Origin of the sequence: Allobosea sp. RAF48 (assembly GCF_052114025.1) — a bacterium.
Classification (GTDB): Bacteria; Pseudomonadota; Alphaproteobacteria; order Rhizobiales; family Beijerinckiaceae; genus Allobosea.
This window is the reverse complement of record NZ_JBFRDZ010000016.1, coordinates 55,781-71,229: the sequence shown is the minus strand read 5'-3', so window position 1 is coordinate 71,229 and position 15,449 is coordinate 55,781. Positions and strand designations below refer to the sequence as shown.

Genomic DNA, 15,449 nt, shown 5'->3' with positions numbered 1-15,449 from the left:
GCGACCTTGTCCGGGCGCCGATGGGCGCTCTCCGGTGCTGGATTGAATGATCGGACTGGTCCTTGTGACTCATGGGCATCTGGCGACGGAATTCCGCGCCGCCCTCGAACACGTCGTCGGCCCCCAGGCGTATCTGGCGACGATCGCCATCGCTCCCGATGACGACATGGAAAGTCGCCGCCGCGACATCATCGCTGCCGTGGAGCAGGTCGAGAACGGCGATGGCGTCATCATCCTGACCGACATGTTCGGCGGGACCCCCTCCAACCTGGCGATTTCGGTGATGGAGCCCGGCCGCGTCGACGTGGTCGCCGGCATCAACCTGCCGATGCTGATCAAGCTCGCCAGCGTTCGCGAGGAGAAGACCCTCGACGAGGCCGTGACCAGCGCGCAGGATGCAGGCCGCAAGTACATCACCGTCGCCAGCCGCGTGTTGGCCGGCAAGTAAGCGCACGCGACCGGGGAGGGCGGCTTGGACGAGAATTGTGACTGCCCCGAGATCCAGGTTCCCGACGGCGCTCTCTACGGCGAGTTCGAGATCGTCAACAAAAAGGGTCTGCACGCCCGCGCCACGGCGAAATTCGTGCAATGCGCGGCCCGCTATGACGCCGACATCACGGTGAGCCGCTGTGGCGAAACCGTCGGCGCCACCTCGATCATGGGTGTGCTCACGCTCGGCGCCGGCATCGGCTCGACAATCACCATCGTCGCCAAGGGCGCCGAGGCCCAGCCCGCCCTCGACGCGCTGGCCGCCCTGATCGCCGACAGGTTCGGCGAAGGCGAGTAACCCGGCTAGCGGGCGGGGTCCGCATTCCCGTCATTGTGAGCGAAAGCGAAGGTGGCCGCCAAGGCCGCCTGCCATGGTCGTGCTTGTCCCGACCATCCACGTCAGTACCGGCCGAATGCGGTGGTTAGGACGTGGATGCCCGCCACAAGGGCAAGCGTGACGGCAGCACATAAAGACATCTTTATATCTTTGATTGCCTTCCGTCCCGGTCGCTGCTAGAGAGCCGGCACGTTTCAGGTGCCAGGATTGGAGCTCCCCCGTGTCGGATTACATCGTCAAGGACATCAGCCTCGCGGATTACGGCCGCAAGGAAATCAACATGGCCCAGGACGAGATGCCGGGCCTCATGGCCATCCGCGCCGAGCACAAGGGCAAGGCCCCGCTCAAGGACGCGCGCATTGCCGGCTGCCTGCACATGACCATCCAGACGGCGGTGCTGATCGAGACGCTGAAGGAACTCGGCGCCGATGTCCGCTGGTCCTCCTGCAACATCTTCTCGACCCAGGACCATGCCGCCGCCGCGATCGCCGCGACCGGCACCCCGGTCTTCGCCATCAAGGGCGAGACGCTGGAGGAGTACTGGGAGTACGTGCTGAAGACCGCCACCTGGGGCGACGGCGGCACGCCGAACATGATCCTCGACGATGGCGGCGACCTGACCATGCTGATCATCCTCGGTGCCGAGGCCGAGGCCGGCAATGCCGCCTTCCTCGACAAGCCGGGCAATGAGGAAGAGACGATCTTCTTCGCGCTGATCAAGCGCCAGCTCAAGGCCAACCCGGGCTGGTTCACCAAGACCCGCGCCGCGATCAAGGGCGTCTCCGAGGAGACCACCACCGGCGTCCACCGCCTCTATGAACTGGCCAAGGCGAGCCGCCTGCCGTTCCCGGCGATCAACGTCAACGACAGCGTCACCAAGTCGAAGTTCGACAACCTTTATGGCTGCCGCGAGTCGCTGGTCGACGCCATCCGCCGCGGCACCGATGTGATGATGTCGGGCAAGGTCGCGGTCGTCGCCGGCTATGGCGACGTCGGCAAGGGCTCGGCCGCCTCGCTGCGCCAGGCCGGCTGCCGGGTGCTCGTCACCGAGGTCGACCCGATCTGCGCCCTGCAGGCGGCGATGGAAGGTTACGAAGTCGTGACCATGGAAGATGCGGCGCCGCGCGGCGACATCTTCTGCACCGCCACCGGCAATCTCGACGTCATCACGGTCGACCATATGCGCGCGATGAAGCACCGCGCCATCGTCTGCAACATCGGCCACTTCGACTCGGAGATCCAGGTCGCGGGCCTGAAGAACTTCAAGTGGGACAACGTCAAGCCGCAGGTCGACGAGGTCGAGTTCCCCGACGGCAAGCGCATCATCCTGCTGTCGGAAGGCCGCCTCGTGAACCTCGGCAACGCCACGGGCCATCCGTCCTTCGTGATGTCCTGCTCGTTCTCGAACCAGACGCTCGCCCAGATCGAGCTCTGGAACCACCACGCGAAGTACGAGAACAAGGTCTACACCCTGCCGAAGCACCTCGACGAGAAGGTCGCCGCGCTGCATCTCGCCAAGGTCGGCGCCAAGCTGACCAAGCTCAACGACGCCCAGGCGAAATACATCGGCGTGTCGCAGGCCGGCCCGTTCAAGCCGGAGCACTACCGCTACTGACACGCGCCAACGCGCAATCTCTTAAAGGCCCGGCACCTGCCGGGCCTTTTTTTATCCCTGTGCCATTATGGAATCACGCAGTGAGATACTACAAATTGTAGGTCGATCTGAATTCGAAACTACTTCTTGATGTTTGGCTCCCGGTAAATCGAGCCGCCTGAAAATCTCACCATTTACCGGCGATTAAGCACTTCCTGACGGACTCCACGGATGATTACAGTGGGGGTGATTCGGGCTCCCCGCTATGGCGCGGAACGGATCAAAGCTCTGATGTGATTGGCGTGGTGGTGCGCGTGCATCGGCCTTCGAGACGGCGGTTTTCGCCGGCTCTCCAAGCCGATTCCGACGAGTGTGGCGGATATGGCGGCCGCGGCCGCCGCGAGAAGATGGGCGCAGAATGAGACGGTTGAGGCGACAGAGGCGAGCTGGGGACTGGGCTCCGCGCGCATTGCTGCCTGCTTTGACCGCTTCGATTGCTTCGGCCCCCGCCATCGCGCAGGATCAATGGCTGGTGCCGATGCGGCTCGATATCATGAGCACGGGCGCGCTTTCGCTCACTCTTACCGGGCTGACGGTCTTCGCCACGACGACCTCGCTCCTCTATGTGCGCGAACGCGCCCGCTGGCAGAAGCGCGAAGCCAAGCTGGCAGCCGATCTCGAAGCCGCGCGCAGCCATCAGGAGCGCCTTTCGATCCTTCTGGGAGCAGATCCGCAGGTCGTGGTCAGCTGGAACGGCCGCGACGCGCAGCCGGTCTTCGAGGGCGACAGCGGCTTTCTCGGCGCCCCCGGGGCAGCACTCGCACTGGCCTATGGCAGCTGGGCCGCCCCCGCCGACGCCAAGCGGCTGGAGCTCGCGACCGATGCACTGAAGGAGCGCGGCGAGGCTTTCAACGTCACGCTGCGCAGCAAGGCCGGACCTTTCATCGACATCGAGGGCCGGCCCGTTGCCGGCCGGGCTGTGATCCGCTTCCGCGAGGTCACCGGCGAGCGGGCGCAGGTCATGACGCTGCGTGGAGAGCTGGAGCGTGTCACCGCGGATCACGCGGCGCTCGCCCATCTGCTCGCGGGCCTGCCGCACCCGGCCTGGATGCGCGACGCCGATGGTCGCCTGACATGGGTCAACGCCGCCTATGCGCGGGCCGTGGAGGCCAGCGATACGACGACCGCGGTGAAAGGCGGTCTCGAACTGCTCGACCGGGCCGAGCGCGAGGCGGCGACGCGGGCGCGGCGCGAAGGCCGCTCCTTTGCGGCGCGGGCGCCAGCGGTGGTCGCGGGCCAGCGCCGGACCTTGGACATCGTCGAGGTGCCGGCTGCGACGGGCTTTGCCGGGTTCGCCACGGATATGAGCGAGCTGGAAGCGGTGCGGGCCGATCTTCAGCGCCAGATGGATGCCCATGTCCGCACGCTCGACCGGCTGAAGACGGCGGTCGCGGTCTTCGACGGCTCGCAGCGCCTCGTCTATCGCAATTCCGGCTTCGACACGCTCTGGTCGCTGGACGCCGGCTTCCTCGATGGGCTGCCGACCGATGGCGAAATCCTCGACCGGCTCCGGGCCGAGCGGCGCCTGCCTGAGCTCGGCGACTACCGCAGCTGGAAGGCGGCGGCCCAGGCTGCCTACACCGCGACGCGCGCGAGCGAAGACTGGTGGTATCTGCCGGACGGGCGCACCATCCATGTCGTCGCCAGCCCCAATCCGCAGGGCGGCGTCACCTATCTCTACGATGACGTGACCGAGCGCTTCACCCTCGAATCGCGCTTCAACGCGCTCTCCCGCACCCAGCGCGAGACGCTGGATTCGTTGCGCGAGGGCGTTGCCGTGTTCGGCTCCGACGGGCGGCTCAAGCTCTCCAACCCCGCCTTCGCCCAGTCCTGGCGCATTCAGGGCGGCGACCTCGCCGCCAGCGCCCCGCATATCGACGAGGTCATCCGGCTGTGCCGGCCGCTCTTCCCGCAGGACGAGGTCTGGAGCGAGCTTCACAGCGTCGTCACCGGCGTGCGCGATGCGCGCGAGGATTACCGCAGCCGGATGGAGCGGCGCGACGGCACCGTGCTCGACATGGCGGCCGCGCCGCTGCCGGACGGCGCGACGCTGATCTCCTTCGCCGACGTCACCGCCAGCGTGAACGTCGAGCGGGCGCTGACCGAGAAGAACGAGGCGCTGGAGAAGGTCTCGCGGCTGCGCGAGGATTTCGTCCACCATGTCTCCTACGAGCTTCGCTCGCCGCTCACCAACATCATCGGCTTCGCTCAGCTGCTCGGCACCGAGACGGTCGGCCCGCTCAATGAGAAGCAGCGCGACTATGCCTCGCATATCGTGCGCTCCTCCGGCGCCCTGCTCGCGATCATCAACGACATTCTCGACCTCGCCACCATCGACAACGGTGCGCTGACGCTCGACATCCAGGATGTCGATGTCGCCGACACCATCGCCCAGGCCGCGGCGGGGCTGCATGACCGGCTGACCGACAGCAGACTCGAGCTCAAGGTCGATATCGATCCGCGCACCGGGCCGCTGCGGGCGGACGGCAAGCGCCTGCGGCAGGTGCTGTTCAACCTGCTCTCCAACGCGATCGGCTTCTCCTCGCCCGGCCAGACCGTGACCGTGAGCGCGACGCGGCAGGGCAGCGACGTCCGCATCACCGTGGCCGATCACGGCCGCGGCATTCCTGCGGAGGTCATGGAAAAGGTTTTCGAGCGCTTCGAGAGCCATTCCCTCGGCTCAAGCCATCGCGGCGTCGGCCTTGGATTGTCGATCGTCCGCTCTATCGTCGAATTGCACGGCGGCCATGTCGAGCTCGATTCCGCGCCGGGCCGCGGCACGAAGGTCTCCGCCGTGTTCCCCGCGCAGGGCATGCCGCTCTCGGACGCCGCTGAATGACGGAAGAAGCCCGCAAGGCCGGCCTGCACCGGCTCATGCTGGTGGACGAGGCGGCGACGCTGCGCCTCGCCGCCGACATCGCCGCCATCCTGAAACCGGGCGACATCGTCGCGCTTTCCGGCCATCTCGGCTCCGGCAAGTCGCTGCTGGCGCGCGCTATCCTGCGCGAGCTCGCGGACGACCCCGCGCTGGAGGCGCCGAGCCCGACCTTCACCCTGGTCCAGAGCTACGACACCCGGCGCGGCACTGTGCTGCACGCCGATCTCTACCGCGTGCGCTCGCCGGACGAGCTCGACGATATCGGCCTGATCGAGGATGTCGAACGGCTGATCACGCTGGTCGAGTGGCCGGACCGCGCCGGCACGCGCCTGCCGGCGGGGCGCAGGCTCGATATCGTGCTCGATGTCGACCCCGACAGTCCCGAGACCGGACGCATTGCCGATCTCTCCGGCGGCGTGCTCTGGAAGCAGCGGCTCGCCATCGCCGTTGCCTCGCGCCGCTTGCTCGACGCCTCCGGCTGGGGCGGAGCGCGCCGCGACTTCATGCTCGGCGACGCATCGACGCGCGCCTATGAACGGCTGACGCAGCCGACCGGCGAGACGGCGGTCCTGATGATCTCGCCGCCGCGGCCGGACGGTCCGCCGATCCGCCTCGGCAAGCCCTACAGCACGCTGGCTCACCTCGCCGAGAACGTCGAGGCCTTCGTCGCGATGGATCGCGGCCTGCGCTCGCTGGGCTATTCGGCGCCGGAAATCCTCGCCGAGGATCTGACCACCGGCCTGCTCGTCATCGAGGATCTCGGCAACGAGGGCGTGATCGACGCCGAGCGTCGGCCGATCGCCGAACGCTATGAGGCGGCGGCCAGGCTGCTCGCCGACCTCCACCGTCACACCCTGCCGTCGATTCTGCCGGTGGGCGAGGGGCGCGACCATGCGATTCCCGAATACGACCGGCAGGCGCTGGCGATCGAGACAGAGCTGATCCTGGAATGGTATGCGCCGCATATCGCGGGCGTGACCCTGCCGGCGGTGACGCAGGCGGAATTCGCCCGCATCTGGAACAGGCTCCTCGACGAGATCCTCGCCCAGCCCGGCACCTGGACGCTGCGTGATTTCCATTCGCCGAACCTGATCTGGCTGGAGAAGCGGGAGGGCCATGCCAAGCTCGGCCTGATCGACTTCCAGGATGCGGTGCTCGGCCACCCGGCCTATGACCTGGCGTCGCTCGGCCAGGATGCGCGCATCGATGTGCCGGCCTCGCTGGAGCTGAGGCTGCTCGCCGCCTATGGCGCGGCGAGGCGCGCTGATGCGCCCGATTTCGATCTTGCCGATTTCGCCCGTGCCTATGCGATCCTCGGCGCCCAGCGCAATACCAAGATCGCCGGCATCTTCGCCCGGCTCGACAAGCGCGACGGGAAGCCCGACTACCTCAAGCACCTGCCGCGCATCGAGGCCTATCTGCGCCGCAATCTCGAACACCCCGCCCTCGAAGAGCTGAAGGGCTGGTATCAGGCCCATATGCCCAAGCTGTTCGAGACGGACGCCGCGGGCTAGTCTGATCCGATCGATACGGAGATTCGCGTGACCTCAACCGCTTCGCCGCCGATCCGCCGGGCGATGGTGCTGGCGGCCGGGCTCGGGCAGCGCATGCGCCCCATCACCGATACGCTGCCGAAGCCGCTGGTGAAGATCGGGGGCAAGGCGATGCTGGACCATATGCTCGACCGGCTGGCCGATGCCGGCGTCGAGGACGCCGTCGTCAACGTCCACCATCTCGCCGGGCAGGTCGAGGCGCATGTCGCCGGGCGCGCCCGGYCGCGCATCGCCATCTCTGATGAGCGCGCCGAATTGCTGGAAACCGGCGGCGGCGTGAAGAAGGCCCTGCCGCTGCTTGGAGCTGCGCCGTTCTTCCACGTCAATTCCGACGCGCTCTGGCGCGAGACGGGCCGGCCCGCCATGCAGGCGATGTCCGAAGCCTGGGATCCGGCGCGGATGGACATGCTGCTCCTGCTCGCCGAGCGCAAGACCAGCCTCGGCTTCGACGGCGCCGGTGACTTCTTCCTCGGAGAGGATGGCCGCCTGACCCGGCGCGGCGCGGCTGAGCGCGCGCCCTGGGTCTATGCCGGCGTCGCCATCCTGAAACCGGAGCTCTTCGCCGACACGCCGGAAGGGCCATTCTCGCTCAATCTGCTCTTCGACCGCGCCATCGCCCGAGGTCGCCTGTTCGGCGAAGTGCTGGAGGGGCGCTGGCTGCATGTCGGCACGCCCGAGGCGATCGCGCCGGCGGAAGCCGCCTTCGCCGCGCAGCCGGTCGATGCCTGAGCTCAATCTGTTCAGCACACCGGCCGGCGCGCCCTTTCTGGATGTTCTGGCCGAAGCGATGCTGGACGGGCGGCTGGGGGCGATCCACGACCCCGGCGACCCGGCGGCGATGGCGCGCGCCACGCTCTACCTGCCGACGCGCCGCGCCGCGCGCGCCTTCACCGCGATCCTGGCCGAGAAGCTCGGCGGCAAGCCGCTCCTGCTGCCGCGTATCGTCCCGCTTGGCGATGTCGACGAGGCCGAGACGGCGTTGATCGGCTCCGGCGCCTGGACGGGCGAGCGCCTTGTTCCGATCGAGCCATTGCCCCGCCGCATGCTGCTGACCCGGCTCGTCGACGCCTGGGGCCGCACCGCCAACCGCAGCCATCTCAGGCTCGATCCGTCGGAGCCGTCCCTGGTGCCGGCGACGCTGGCGGAGGCCTATGGGCTGGCTGGCGACCTCGCCGACCTGCTCGATCAGATGCAGACCGAAGGTGTGCCGGTCGAGAAGCTCGCCGGCCTCGACGCCGCGCGCTTCGACAGGGTCTGGCAGCTCAATGCGAGCTTTCTCGCCATTCTCGGCGAAGCGTGGCCGCAGATTCTCGCCGATCAAGGGGCCATCGACCCGGCCGAGTTTCGCAATCGGATGCTTGCGGCCGAGCGCGAGAGGTTGCTCGCGGGCGGGGCGAGGGGGCCGATCATCGCCGCAGGCTCGACCGGCACCGTCCCGGCCACGGCGCGGCTGCTCTCCGCCATCGCGCGGCTTCCAAACGGGGCGGTCGTCCTGCCCGGCGTCGATCTCGGGCTGGACGAGCGCGCCTGGAACGCCATCGCCAAGGAACCCGCGCCTTCGCATCCGCAGGCGGCGCTGCGTCAGCTGATGGAGACGCTCGGCGCGGAGCGCGCCGATGTCCGCGAACTGGCTGTGCCCGATGCCGCACGCCATGCGCGGGGAGAGCTGCTGCGCGAGGCGATGCTGCCGGCATCGGTGACGGAGCTCTGGGCGAACCTCGGCCAGCGGTTCGCGCCCGGCGAGGCGGAAGCGGGCTTCGCCGGCCTGCGTATCGTCGAGACGGCCGACGAGCGCGAGGAGGCGCTCACTGTCGCGATCGCGCTGCGCGAGACATTGGAGCGACCGCAGGCGCGGGCGGCGCTGGTGACGCCCGATCGGGGCCTTGCCGAGCGCGTCGCCGTCGAGCTCGCGCGTTGGGGCGTCGAGGTCGATGATTCCGCCGGGCAGCCGCTTGGGCGCTGGCCGGCAGGCTCGCTGCTGCGGCTGATCCTGGAGGCGGCGCTGGCGCAGATGACGCCGGCCTCGCTCGTCCCGCTCTTCGCCCACCCGCTCTGCCGGCTTGGCTTGAGCCGGGAAGCGCTGGCGCGGGGAGCCGCGGCACTGGAAATCGGCTGCTGGCGCGGCAATGCCGTCGGCAGGGGGCTGGCGGGCCTGCATCTGGCGCTCGGCGAATGGAGCGAGCTGCGCGAGGCTGGTCACGTTCCCGGCCCGCGCAGGCGCTTGACGGCGGAGGATGCTGCCGCGGCAGCGGCCGTGCTCCACGCGCTGGAAGCAGCCTGCGCGTCGCTGCTCGAAGCGCTCTTCCTCGGCGAGCCGTCGCTTGGAGCCGTCACTGCAGCCGCGCAGGCTGCCGTTACCGCCGTCAGCGCGACAGAAGCCGGGACGCCGCTCGCTTTCATCGGCCCAGATGGCGAGGCGCTGGCCGGGCTGTTCGACGATCTCGTCGCGGCGAAGGACGTCATGCCGCCCGGCGGCCGGCCGCAGGATTTCGTCGCGATTCTCGACGGCCTGCTCGCCGAGCGCGCGGTCAAGCGGGCGACGCCGGGCCATCCGCGCGTCGCCATATGGGGCCTGCTTGAGGCGCGCCTCCTCGAAGCCGACCATATCGTGCTCGGCGGCCTGAACGAGACGGTCTGGCCGCCGCAGACCACGACCGATTCCTTCATCAACCGGCCGATGCGTGCCGAGCTCGGCCTCTCGCCGCCGGAGCGCCGGATCGGCCAGACCGCGCATGATTTCGCCCAGGCGCTGATGGCGGCGCGCGAGGTCACGCTGACGCGGCCGCGCAAGGTCGGCGAGGCCGAGACCATCGCCTCGCGCTTTTGGCAGCGGCTGCACGCGGTGACGCCGAAGCAGGCATGGAGCAAGGCGCTCGACGAAGGCCGTCGCCTGCGCGGGCTCGCCGCCCTGCTGAGCGCGCCCGCCGATGCGAGGCCGGTTGGGCGGCCGAAACCGCGCCCGCCGCGCGAAATCCAGCCGCTATCCCTCAGCGTCACCGAAGTCGAGACGCTTTATCGCGATCCCTATCAGATCCACGCGCGCAAGATCCTGAAGCTCGACGCCCTCGACGGGCTGATCGAGGATCCGACGGCTCAGGATCGTGGCCGGCTGCTGCACAACATCGTCGAAAGCTTCACCACGACCTATCCCGAGCAATTGCCGGCCGACGCGCTGGGGCAGTTGATCGCCATCGGCGACAGACTCTTTCGCGACTTCGATGACGTGCCTGAGGTCCGCGCTTTCTGGTGGCCGCGCTTCCTGCTGACGGCCGGGCATTTCATCCGCTGGGAGGAGCGCAGGCGGCCCGGCATCGCCCGCATCGGCGTCGAGCTCTTCACCGGCGCGAGCTTCAGGCTGGCCGACGGCAGCGAATTCCGCCTGAGCGGGCGGGCCGACCGCATCGAGCTGACGCGCGAGCCGGCGCTGCGGATCGTCGACTTCAAGACCGGGGCTCCGCCCAGCAAGGCGCAGGTCGAGAAGGGTTTCGCGCCGCAATTGACGCTGGAAGCCGAGCTGGCGGCGCGTTCCGGCTTCAAGGGGCTCGCAGGGCCGACGCCGGTCGAGGCTGTCATCTACATGAAGCTCCACCATGACCCGAAGGGCTGGGCCAAGGACAAGCCGCTCGACTTCGATGGCGAGCCGCTGGCCGATGTCGCAGCCCGCCACCTGGACAATCTGCTGAAACATCTCGATGCGCTGCGCACCGGTCGCGAGGCCTATGTCTCGCGGCGGGCACCTGACTACATCCGTTACGCCAGCCCTTACGACCATCTCGCCCGGGTCAAGGAATGGTCGGCGGCGCCCGGTGGTGACGAAGGAGGCGAGGCGTGAAGCCGGGCTGGATCGTCCCGTCGCTGACCAATCAGCGCCAGGCGCTGGCTGCCGATCCCGGCCTCTCCGCCTGGGTCTCGGCCAATGCCGGCTCTGGCAAGACCCATGTGCTGGTCAACCGCGTGCTGAGGTTGCTGCTGGACGGCGTCCAGCCGAGCAGGATGCTCTGCATCACCTATACCAAGGCGGCCGCCGCCAACATGGCGAACCGCATCTTCAAGGCGCTCGGCGCCTGGGCGACGTTGGATGAGGCCGTCCTTGCCAAGGAGCTGACCAATCTGACCGGCAGCGCGCCCAGCGCCGCCGAGCGGGCCAAGGCGCGCCGCCTCTTCGCCGAGGCGCTGGAGACGCCGGGCGGGCTGCGCATCGAGACGATCCACGCCTTCTGCACCCGCGTGCTGCAGGCCGCGCCCTTCGAGGCCAACGTGCCGCCGCGCTTCGAGGTGGCCGATGATCTCGCCCAGGCCGAGATGCTGCGCGAGGCGCGGCGCGAATTGCTGGCCCTGGTCGCCGCGAACCCGGATGGGGCGGAGGCCAGCGCGCTCGACCTGCTGGCGCAGCTCGCGGCGCAGGATTCCTTTGAGACCATGGTGCAGGAGGCGCTGCGCCAGCGGGCCCTGTTCAGCGACGAGAACGGCCGCGCCCGCGATCCGCAGGAGATGCTGGCCGGCATCGCCGCCTTCCTCGGCATCGACCCCGATCTCGATGCCGACACGGTGAAGCGGGCCTTTCGCGCCGAATTGGCCGCGCTGCCTGGCCTTCAGGCCCTGATCGAGGCACTCCACGCCGGCAGCGCGACGCGCCAGAACCTCGCCGGGACCCTGCGCACGCTGCTCGCCGGTCAGGATGATGGCGATCCGATCGCCTTCTGCCGGCGCGGCTTCATCACCGAAGCCGGAACGATCAACGCCAATATCCGCGGCAAGGGCAAATCCGAGTTCGAGAGTGCCACGCTGGCGACGCTGGAGGCGCTCGCCGCCTGCCTGCTGACGGCGGCCGATGCGATCAACGCCGTCGCCATCCGCGACCGCAGCGCAGCGCTCGCTTTGCTGGTCACGCGCATGCTCGCCTCCTATCAGCGCCAGAAGAGCCTGCGCTCGCTGCTCGACTATGACGACCTGATCGCGCGGACGCGTTCGCTCTTGGAGCGGGTCGAGGCGGCCTGGGTGCTCTACAAGCTCGATGCCGGCATCGACCACATCCTGCTCGACGAGGCGCAGGACACCGGCGAGGCGCAATGGGCGATCCTGCGCAAGCTCGCGGAGGAATTCACCGGCGGTGGCGATTTCAGGCCGAAGCCACGCACCATCTTCGTCGTCGGCGACGAGAAGCAGTCGATCTACGGCTTCCAGGGGGCGGCGCCGGCCGCCTTCGGCGAGGAGCGCCGTGCGCTCGGCCGGCGCATCGCGGAGGCCGAACTCGCCTTCGAGGCGATCAGCCTCAACACCTCCTTCCGCTCGGCGCCGGACATCATGCAGGCAGTCGATGCCGTCTTCGCCTTGCCCGAGCATGCGCGCGGTCTCGTCTTCGACGGCGCGGCGCGTCCCGAGATGCACGACACGGTTCGACGCAGCGCGCCCGGCACGGTCGATCTCTGGCCGCTCGCCGCCAACGATACCGGCGAGCCGCCGGACGCCTGGACCACGCCGGTCGACGCGCCCGAGCGCCGCAGCGGCACGGTAAAGCTCGCCGAACGCATCGCGCGGACCTTGCAGCGCTGGCACCGCGACCGCCGTGACGATCGCGGCAACCCCTTCGCCGCCGGCGACGTGATGATCCTGCTGCGCCAGCGCGGCGCGCTCTTCGAGGCGATCGTCAAGGCGCTGAAGGATGCCGGCGTGCCCGTTACCGGCCGCGACCGGCTGACGCTCGCCGAGCATCCGGCCGTGGAGGATCTCGTCGTGCTCGGCCGCGCGCTGCTGCTGCCGGACGACGACCTGACGCTCGCCACCGCCTTGAAGACGCCGTTGATCGACCTGAACGACGACGATCTCCTGCGCCTCGCGCCCGGCCGCAAGGGCTCGCTCCGAGCCGCCCTGCAGGAAGTTGCGGCGAGCGAGCCGCGCTATGCCGCTGCCGAAGCCAGGCTCGTTGACTGGGCGCGCGAGGCTGGCCGTTCCGGCCCGTTCCGCTTCTTTGCCGGGCTGCTCGGCCCCGGCGGCGGGCGCAACCTCGCCATCGCCCGGCTCGGCGCCGAGGCGGGCGACGCGCTCGATGCCTTCCTCAATGCCGCGCTCGATCATGAACGGCGTTACGGCCCCTCGCTCGCCGGCTTCCTCCAGCATGTCACCGGCAGCGCCGCCGACGTGAAGCGCGATCTCTCGGCCAGCGCCGGCGAGGTTCGCGTCATGACCGTCCACGGCTCGAAAGGTCTGGAGGCGAAGATCGTCATCCTCGCCGATCTCGGCGTCGAGCCCGGCGCCAAGCGTCTGCCGAAGATACTCGCCGTATCGACGCCGCGTGCTGGCCTCGTGCCGATCTGGCCACCGGCGAGCGCCGAGGACACGCAGGCGACGGCCGCAGCCAAGGCGACCGTCGTCGCGCAGATGGTCGAGGAGCATCATCGCCTGCTCTATGTCGCCATGACCCGCGCCGAGGACCGGCTGATCGTCTGCGGCGCGCAGGCCAAAGGCGACCCGCCGGCCGGAAGCTGGTACGCGATGATTGCGCAAGGGCTTGCGCAGTCGGAGGCCGGCCTCGCCACCCTTGGGGAGGGCGAGGATGCGATCCTGCGCTTCTCCGTGACGCCTCCGAGGCCGGCGGAGGAAGAGGCGCAGGTGCAGCCGGCCGAGCCGGTTCTGCCGCCGCCCGCCTGGCTGACGAAGCCCGCCCCGCGCGAGGCCGAGCCCGCACCGCCGCTGAAGCCGTCGAACGCCCTCTCGGCAGCCGATGGCGAGGAGCGGCCGGGCGACGGACCCTTCCTCGCGGAGGCGGCTGCCGCCGGCCGGCTGGCGCATCTGCTGCTCCAGCTCCTGCCCGATCTTCCGGCCGAGCGCCGCACCGGGGCGGCAGACGCCTTGGCGCAGGCACGCGGCGGCGCGTTGCCGCCGCAGCGGCGGGCCCGCATCGTCGCGCAGGCGCTCGCTCTCCTGGCCGAGCCGGGCCTTACCGCGCTCTTTGCCGAAGGGGCGCTGGCGGAGGTGCCCGTCGCAGGCGCCATCCGCCTGCCGGACGGTGCGGTGCGCGCGGTCTCCGGCCGGATCGACCGGCTGGCCGTCACCGCCGAAAGCGTCGTCATTGCCGATTTCAAGACCACAGCCCGGCCGCCGGAGCGGGCCGATGCGATTCCTGTCGGGACTCTGGTGCAGCTCGCGGCCTACGCCGCGCTGATGCAGGAGATCTATCCAGACCGGGCGATCCGGGCGCTGGTCGTCTACACCGCGAACCTCGCCCATTTCGAACTTGCTGCCGCGCAGCTCGACGCGGCGCTCCTCGCCTTGGCAGGCGCCGCGGCGGGCGCTAGCGTCGGCCGCTCCGACGGATCGTCCCGGCCATGAAGCTCCTGCCATCCCTGCTGCTGCGCCCGCGCCTTCTGGCGGCTCTCGGTGCTGGCGTGGGGTTGGCGGCGCTGCTGCCCGGCGACTGGCGGTGGGCGACGCGCTTCCTGGTTGCCTGGGATGCTGGCGCGATCTTCTATCTGGGCCTGCTTGGCGCGACCATGTTCACCGAGTCGGTCGACGAGATCAGGGCGCGGGCCGAGCGGCAGGACGAGGGTGCCTTCGCCATTCTTATCATCGCCTGCCTGGCGGCGAGCGCCAGCCTGGTCGCCATCGTGGTTCAGCTCAGCGGCATTGGGGCGGTTCCGGCCAGCGGACGCGGGATTCACCTCGCGCTGGGTGGCGTCACGATCCTGTGTTCATGGACGCTGCTGCACGCCTTCTTCACGCTGCACTATGCCGGCATCTACTATCGCGGCGGCAAGTCCAAGCCCTGTCTAGATTTCCCGGGCAAGACCGATCCGAACTATGTCGATTTCCTGTATTTCTCCTACACGATCGGCTGCACCTCGCAGACCTCCGATATCGGCGTGACGACGCGGCAGGCGCGCGGCGTCGTGCTGCTGCATTCCATCCTTGCCTTCGTCTTCAACACCTCGATCCTGGCGATGGCGATCAATGTCGGGGCAAGTCTGGTCTCAGCCGGGTCGTGACGCGCCGGCCTCGGCTCTGCCCTGCGATGTACGCGCCTTGACCGGAGGGGCGGGCGTTCATAGCTTCGCTGGCGAAGGGCGGCATTGCCGCCCGTTGAAAACCGAAAGGCGGCCAGTCATGGCAACGAGCAAGGTAACCGATCAGAGCTTCGAGGCCGACGTCCTGAAGTCGTCCGAGCCGGTCGTCGTCGATTTTTGGGCGGAATGGTGCGGCCCCTGCCGCATGATCGGCCCGGCGCTCGAGGAAATCGCGACCGAGCTCAACGGCAAGGTCAAGATCGTCAAGATGAATGTCGACGAGAATCAGCAGATCCCGGCGCAGTTCGGCATCCGCTCGATCCCGACGCTGATGTTGTTCAAGGACGGCAAGCTCGCCTCGCAGAAGGTCGGCGCTGCGCCGAAGAGCGATCTGTCGCGCTGGATCTCGGCGGCAGTCTGAGCCGTTTCGCGTCCCCTATGAAGAAGGCCCGCTTTCGGTGGAAAGCGGGCCTTTTCGATTCGTCGATTTGGACCGGTGGTTTGGCCGGGGCCAAGACCTCGTCCTGAGGGGATCAAA

General features: G+C 68.8%; 10 protein-coding genes. All 10 read left to right on the top strand.

Features of this window, described 5'->3' with window-relative positions; translation table 11 throughout:
• The first annotated feature begins 46 nt into the window (after nucleotides 1-46).
• The 10 genes from AB4Z10_RS24800 to trxA all read left to right on the top strand — a co-directional run bounded on the left by AB4Z10_RS24800 (nucleotide 47) and on the right by trxA (nucleotide 15,332).
• Nucleotides 47-448, top strand: coding sequence for a PTS sugar transporter subunit IIA (locus tag AB4Z10_RS24800; protein ID WP_149131162.1), 402 nt, complete (start codon nucleotides 47-49; stop codon nucleotides 446-448).
• 24 nt (nucleotides 449-472) lie between these two features.
• Nucleotides 473-787: an HPr family phosphocarrier protein gene (locus AB4Z10_RS24795; RefSeq protein ID WP_441473073.1), complete on the top strand. Its 315-nt coding sequence runs from the start codon at nucleotides 473-475 to the stop codon at nucleotides 785-787.
• Between the two features lie 259 nt (nucleotides 788-1,046).
• Nucleotides 1,047-2,441, top strand: a complete 1,395-nt coding sequence (gene ahcY, locus AB4Z10_RS24790; protein ID WP_441473072.1) for an adenosylhomocysteinase — start codon at nucleotides 1,047-1,049, stop codon at nucleotides 2,439-2,441.
• Nucleotides 2,442-2,901: 460 nt separating this feature from the next.
• Nucleotides 2,902-5,319: a sensor histidine kinase gene (locus AB4Z10_RS24785; RefSeq protein WP_441473071.1), complete on the top strand. Its 2,418-nt coding sequence runs from the start codon at nucleotides 2,902-2,904 to the stop codon at nucleotides 5,317-5,319.
• On the top strand, nucleotides 5,316-6,872 hold the full coding sequence (tsaE, locus tag AB4Z10_RS24780) for a tRNA (adenosine(37)-N6)-threonylcarbamoyltransferase complex ATPase subunit type 1 TsaE (RefSeq protein WP_441473070.1): 1,557 nt from the start codon (nucleotides 5,316-5,318) through the stop codon (nucleotides 6,870-6,872). The genes AB4Z10_RS24785 and tsaE overlap by 4 nt, the downstream gene beginning before the upstream one ends.
• 63 nt (nucleotides 6,873-6,935) lie before the next feature.
• On the top strand, nucleotides 6,936-7,640 hold the full coding sequence (locus tag AB4Z10_RS24775) for a nucleotidyltransferase family protein (RefSeq protein WP_441473127.1): 705 nt from the start codon (nucleotides 6,936-6,938) through the stop codon (nucleotides 7,638-7,640).
• Entirely contained in the window at nucleotides 7,633-10,743 is a 3,111-nt protein-coding gene (gene addB / locus AB4Z10_RS24770) for a double-strand break repair protein AddB (protein WP_441473069.1), read from the top strand. Before AB4Z10_RS24775 ends, addB begins: the two co-directional genes overlap by 8 nt.
• Complete coding sequence (gene addA, locus AB4Z10_RS24765) at nucleotides 10,740-14,240, top strand: double-strand break repair helicase AddA (protein WP_441473068.1); 3,501 nt, start codon at nucleotides 10,740-10,742, stop codon at nucleotides 14,238-14,240. Before addB ends, addA begins: the two co-directional genes overlap by 4 nt.
• Nucleotides 14,237-14,893, top strand: coding sequence for a DUF1345 domain-containing protein (locus AB4Z10_RS24760; protein ID WP_441473067.1), 657 nt, complete (start codon nucleotides 14,237-14,239; stop codon nucleotides 14,891-14,893). The genes addA and AB4Z10_RS24760 overlap by 4 nt, the downstream gene beginning before the upstream one ends.
• Nucleotides 14,894-15,011: 118 nt before the next feature.
• Complete coding sequence (gene trxA, locus AB4Z10_RS24755; RefSeq protein ID WP_038366779.1) at nucleotides 15,012-15,332, top strand: thioredoxin; 321 nt, start codon at nucleotides 15,012-15,014, stop codon at nucleotides 15,330-15,332.
• Nucleotides 15,333-15,449: the final 117 nt, after the last annotated feature.